Source organism: bacterium, assembly GCA_029210545.1.
Lineage (GTDB): Bacteria > BMS3Abin14 > BMS3Abin14 > BMS3Abin14 > BMS3Abin14 > JARGFV01.
In genome coordinates this window covers 1-4,750 of the sequence record JARGFV010000160.1, presented here as the reverse complement: position 1 = coordinate 4,750, position 4,750 = coordinate 1, and the positions used below count along the sequence as shown (strand labels likewise).

Sequence of the window (4,750 nt, the reverse complement as noted above, 5' to 3'; positions counted from 1 at the left end):
CTAAACGAGTGTGTCCACCATCCTCCTGGCCGTACCGTCACGCCAATCCATGAGGTTTGAACTGCCCTTACGAACCTCGTCCAGGGTTTCCAGGAACCTTGCCAGCCGGTCCACCCCGAGCATATCCTCCAGGATACGGTCGAGGCCGTGGCCGATAAGGTATTCCGCATACCATTCGTACCAGCTTTCGTCCCTCTTCCCGTGCAGGACAGCGACCTCGTAAGCATTGTGGGCGTGATCCGCCATCTGGAGCAGGTGTGCTACCTGTCGGACCTTGTCCTCCCTCGCCATCCCGGAACCCCCTTTCCTCCTTCAGACCGGCTGCCCTTTTTTCAGGTTACCTTGAAATTATAGCACCGTCCGGGGAGAATGCTGGCGGCTTCGTGCGTGCGTGGAGCGTTGATGCGTGTGAGTGAATGATCTTTGGTTCATCGCGAGAATGAGTACCTGAAGAGCTGACTCACCATCCGCCTTCGCCAAGGCTACGGCGGGACAAGCAGCGCGGCCCCCTTGCAGGCCGCTCCAGCAGCCTTCGCAGGGGGGTGACCTGTCCGGGATGATGGTGTAAGGATAAGGCCATGGACCCGGTGACGATGACTGGAGAATATGAATCGCCAGCGAGAGAAACAGGCTGGTTGGCCCGCCGCTGGCCCAGCCTCGTGTTTCACTGGAAGATGCTGGGCATCTATTGGCGGGCGAACCGCCTGGCTGTTTCGGGGCTGTACGATGGGGATCAATGGTCCCTGAGCAGTCTCGAGGTATTCAGGAACCTAGAATCGGTGGGCGTGCGGTTCAGGATCGAGAATATGGATGTGCTCAGGCGGGTGAACGGGCCATGCGTTTTCGTGGCCAACCACATGAGCACTCTGGAAACCATGGTCCTTCCCTGCCTCATCCAACCCCTCATGGACACCACCTTCATCGCCAAGGAAAGCCTTGTAAGGTTCCCCGTTTTCGGGCCGGTCCTCCGGACCCGCCAGCCCATAACGGTGGGCCGCCAGGACCCAAGAGATGACCTTCGGACGGTCCTGGAGGGCGGGAAGGACAGGCTTGACGGAGGACGGTCCATCATCGTTTTCCCCCAGACAACGAGACGCCGGATATTCGATCCTGACCAGTTCAACACAATCGGGGCCAAGTTGGCCTCCCGTGCCTCTGTGCCGGTTGTCCCCATCGCCCTGAAGACAGATGCGTGGGGCGTAGGCAGCCTGATCAAGGACTTCGGTCCCATCGATCCTGACCGGTCGGTCAGGATCGCTTTCGGAGATCCTTTGACGGTGCGGGGCAACGGCAGGGAGGAGCATCAGCAGGTGATCCGCTTTATCCAGGGGAAGCTGGAGGAATGGGAAAGAAGTGAACAGTAAACGGATTACGGTGAACAGTAACCCGCAATTCGCAGATGCGGCGGTTTGTCGTGCCTGGAAACTGTAAACCGTATGCCGTGAACAGTAAACTTCGCCGTCAGTCGTATACGATCTCCCATCTCCGCCCGAACGGCTCTTCAAACGGGGTATATTTCAGATACCGGGTCGGGCCGTGCCCGGGCCCTGCACTCCCGGCGGGCTCCCATATCCGAAGGATGACCGCGGGGACCTGGTCTCCTGAACTGCCCTCGAACCAGCTCTCCTTTTCCTCGATCACCTTCCATACCTTCCCGGTGGACCTTTCCAGGACCCTCTCCCCGACCCGAGGCAGGCCGAGTTTTTCCCGGAGTTCCTTGAAACTGTAGGTTGATCGGCTGCTTTCAGACAGGATCCGCTCGCCAAGGACTTTGATCCCGATAGCCCCGGCGGGGGCCGTGAGAAGGATGGACAGCACCGCAACGGCCAGGATCACCTCACCGCCCGGGAGCCCGGCGGCCAGGGGAACAGCTCCAATAGCCGCCTGGACGGTTGCCTTGGGGAAATAGGCGACCACGGAGAAGAGCTTTTCACGGGCGTCCAGTCCGCTTCCGGTAAGGGCTAGCCAGGTCCCGATACTCCGGGCAGCGAGTCCGGCCCCGATGACAAGGGCTCCTCCGATCCCGGCCTCCCAGGCGACCCCGATATTCACCTGGGCTCCAACAAGCACGAACAGGAGGAGTTCGGCGAAAACCCACAGACGCTTGAGCTTGGAGGAGATGATGTGGGCAATGGCCTCCTGCTTCTCGAGGAGCATGAAACCGATGGCCATGACGCCTAGGAGGGCCGAGATGGGCACCGTTCCGTGGAGGATATCCTCGATCCAGGTGAGGACGATAGCCGTTCCCATGAGGATGATGGTCCGGCGGGGAGGTTTGAAGTCGTGTCGGGAAAAGAGACGGAAAAGCAGGTAGCCTACAGCCAGGCCGGCAAGGATACCGAGGATGATGGAGATCGGGATGGCTGAAAGCTCGACAGCCCAGTTCACGGGGCCTGGGCCGTGCATGCCGAGAAGGACCGTGAAGATCACGATGACGAAAACGTCGTCAATCGCGGAGGCGCCCAGGATGAGGGTGGGGATCCCCTTGTCGGCTCCCTTCCCCCTTTCCATGAAATCGATCATAAGGGGGACGACGACGGCGGGGGAAACGGCGCCGAGAATGCTTCCCAGGATCGCAGCCTCCAGCCACGAAAGGCCCAGCAGGGGGGGCGCCAGCAGTGTTATCGCCGCGATCTCGAAAATGGCGGGGAGGGTGCTCATGGACAAGGCGTAGGGTCCCACCCGGTGGAGGGTGTCCCGCCGGAGCTCCAGCCCAGCTCTCAGGAGAATGACGATAAGGGCGATCCGCCTGAAATCCGCAGAGACCGCCATCATGTCGGGTGAAAGCATGTCGAGAACATGGGGACCGGCCAGGAGGCCCACGAGCAGCATCCCCACAAGTCCAGGCAGCCGCATCCTGCGGAAGAGTGAGTCGGCGAGAAGCCCGAGAAGAACGATAAAGGCAAGGCTGATGGCCATGAAATATCAGGTGAAAAGTGAAGTGTGAAAGGTGAAAGGTAAAGGTCGTAAAGACGATCACTCGATTCACGTTTCACATTTCACGGTTCACTATCTCCTTTCCGCAAAAAAATACTCCCGCCCTTCAGGGACAGGAGTCATTGGCTCACCAGGAGCAGGAAAGTGAGCGATTCAGGTGAACTCCACCACCGGATATTTGTGAGGGAACTTCTACCACAGGCCGGTCTGCCAGTCAACGAAAGGAGAATGTAAGCATTGATATCAATAAGATAGCAACATTGCTGAATCCCTTCACCTAATTTAAAGGCGGTCTCAGGCAAGGTTACGCAGGGTAAAGCGAAGGACCTGGGGGAAGGCGCGGTTCCTGTGAAAGCGGTAAGAGCGATTTCACGCACGCAGAGGAAAAGAGCAACCTCTTGGATCCTGGATGGTTTCTGGAATCTGGAGCCTGGAATTTGGAATCGGAAGATATCTACAGTTCCATGGGGTTGTTCTTTTGGATGATCTCCAGGAAAGAGGAGACAAGAACCGGGTCGAACTGGCTTCCCGCAAGGTTATCGATCTCCGCGAGGACATCGTCCATTTCCATGGCTCGCCGGTAAGTCCGGTCTGTGACCATGGCATCGAAAGCGTCGGCAAGTGCGATGATCCGTGCGCCGAGGGGGATCTGCTCCGCTGACAGGCCGTGGGGATAGCCGGCGCCGTCCCATCGTTCATGATGATGGAGAATGGACAGGAGGCTCCCCTCGGGAAGGATGGGCCTGAGGATGTATGTGCCGACCTCCGGATGGGTTTTCATGATGTCGAACTCGGAATTGGTCAGCTTGTCGGGCTTGTTCAGGATGGCATCTGATATGCCAAGCTTACCTGTGTCGTGGAGCTGGGAGGCCAGGATAATGTCGGACATCAGGTCCGATTCGATGCCAAGCTTTCGCAGCAGCAGGTCTGTGAGCCTGGTCACCCTCAGGGAGTGGCCCTTGGTGTATCGGTCCCTTGCCTCGATGGCGTGGATAAGCGATCGAACCGAGTCGAGGAAGTTGTTTTCCAGCCGCTTTTCCTGCTCAAGTACCTTCTCAACGAGTTGGAACTGCTGGATCTTCTCCCTCCTGCGGGTTTCCAGTTTCATATAGGAAAGGGTGATCCTGGTTTCCAGGTCCTGCAGGTCCATCGGCTTCAGGATGTAATCGGCTGCCCCCAGCCTCATGGCTTCGATGCTGTGGGCCACGTCGTGGGACGAGGTCATGATCATGACGGCCTGGTCGGGGAGCCTGAGGCGAAGGCGCCTGAGCATCTCGATCCCGTCCATGCGAGGCATCACGATGTCGGTGAGGATGAGGTCGTAACTGGAATCGGAAAGGAGTTCCAGGGCTTCGAAACCGTCCTTCGCCTGGGTGACCCTGACCCCCCTGGAACGAAGATGGTCAGCTACCATGGAGCGTACGAGCGCATCGTCTTCGACAATGAGGATGGAAAGCTCCGAAGTGCCGGGCTGTGTCAGCGGCATGGATCGACCCCTGCTGTAAGGTTCACCCGATGGATGATAACAGGGGACACAACCGAAGGGGAAGGGCAATCTGAAGTCTGAAATCGATAGTTTCCTACATTCCCATCGCAGCAGCCTGGCTGACCACTGAGATAAAGGCGGGTACCAGGTCGGGATCGAACTGGGTCCCGGCGCAGCGTTCAATCTCTGAAAGGGCCTGTTGGGGTCTCATCGAGTGCCTGTAGGTGCGGTCTGAGATCATGGCGTCATAGGAATCGGCGATGTTGATCAGTCTCGCGGCGAGGGGGATCCCCTCTCCAGAGAGGTTGAGAGGGTAGCCGGTGCCGT

At 58.4% G+C, this 4,750-nt stretch carries 5 protein-coding genes and 1 riboswitch; of the genes, 1 reads left to right on the top strand and 4 read right to left on the bottom strand.

From position 1 onward, the window contains the following. Positions 1–291, bottom strand: a complete 291-nt coding sequence (locus P1S46_11655; GenBank protein MDF1537128.1) for a hypothetical protein — start codon at positions 289–291, stop codon at positions 1–3. A gap of 287 nt (positions 292–578) precedes the next feature. On the opposite strand from P1S46_11655, the gene P1S46_11650 reads away from it, so the two are divergent. Then, positions 579–1,364, top strand: a complete 786-nt coding sequence (locus P1S46_11650) for a lysophospholipid acyltransferase family protein (GenBank protein MDF1537127.1) — start codon at positions 579–581, stop codon at positions 1,362–1,364. Between the two features lie 97 nt (positions 1,365–1,461). On the opposite strand, the gene P1S46_11645 is transcribed toward P1S46_11650, so the two are convergent. The 3 genes from P1S46_11645 to P1S46_11635 form a co-directional block, all read right to left on the bottom strand. Then, positions 1,462–2,919: a cation:proton antiporter gene (locus P1S46_11645; protein ID MDF1537126.1), complete on the bottom strand. Its 1,458-nt coding sequence runs from the start codon at positions 2,917–2,919 to the stop codon at positions 1,462–1,464. Between the two features lie 124 nt (positions 2,920–3,043). Further along, positions 3,044–3,118: riboswitch (Fluoride riboswitch) on the bottom strand. Positions 3,119–3,391: 273 nt separating this feature from the next. Next, positions 3,392–4,423: a response regulator gene (locus P1S46_11640; protein ID MDF1537125.1), complete on the bottom strand. Its 1,032-nt coding sequence runs from the start codon at positions 4,421–4,423 to the stop codon at positions 3,392–3,394. A 94-nt stretch (positions 4,424–4,517) separates the two neighbouring features. Next, positions 4,518–4,750: phosphohydrolase (locus tag P1S46_11635; protein MDF1537124.1), on the bottom strand; the 233-nt coding region annotated here is incomplete at its 5' end.

Bases quoted from the DNA above. Each gene is read 5' to 3' on its own strand.
- P1S46_11640 (MDF1537125.1), bottom strand. From the start codon at position 4,423: ATGCCGCTGACACAGCCCGGCACTTCGGAGCTTTCCATCCTCATTGTC.
- P1S46_11645 (MDF1537126.1), bottom strand. From the start codon at position 2,919: ATGGCCATCAGCCTTGCCTTTATCGTTCTTCTCGGGCTTCTCGCCGAC.
- P1S46_11655 (MDF1537128.1), bottom strand. From the start codon at position 291: ATGGCGAGGGAGGACAAGGTCCGACAGGTAGCACACCTGCTCCAGATG.
- P1S46_11650 (MDF1537127.1), top strand. From the start codon at position 579: ATGGACCCGGTGACGATGACTGGAGAATATGAATCGCCAGCGAGAGAA.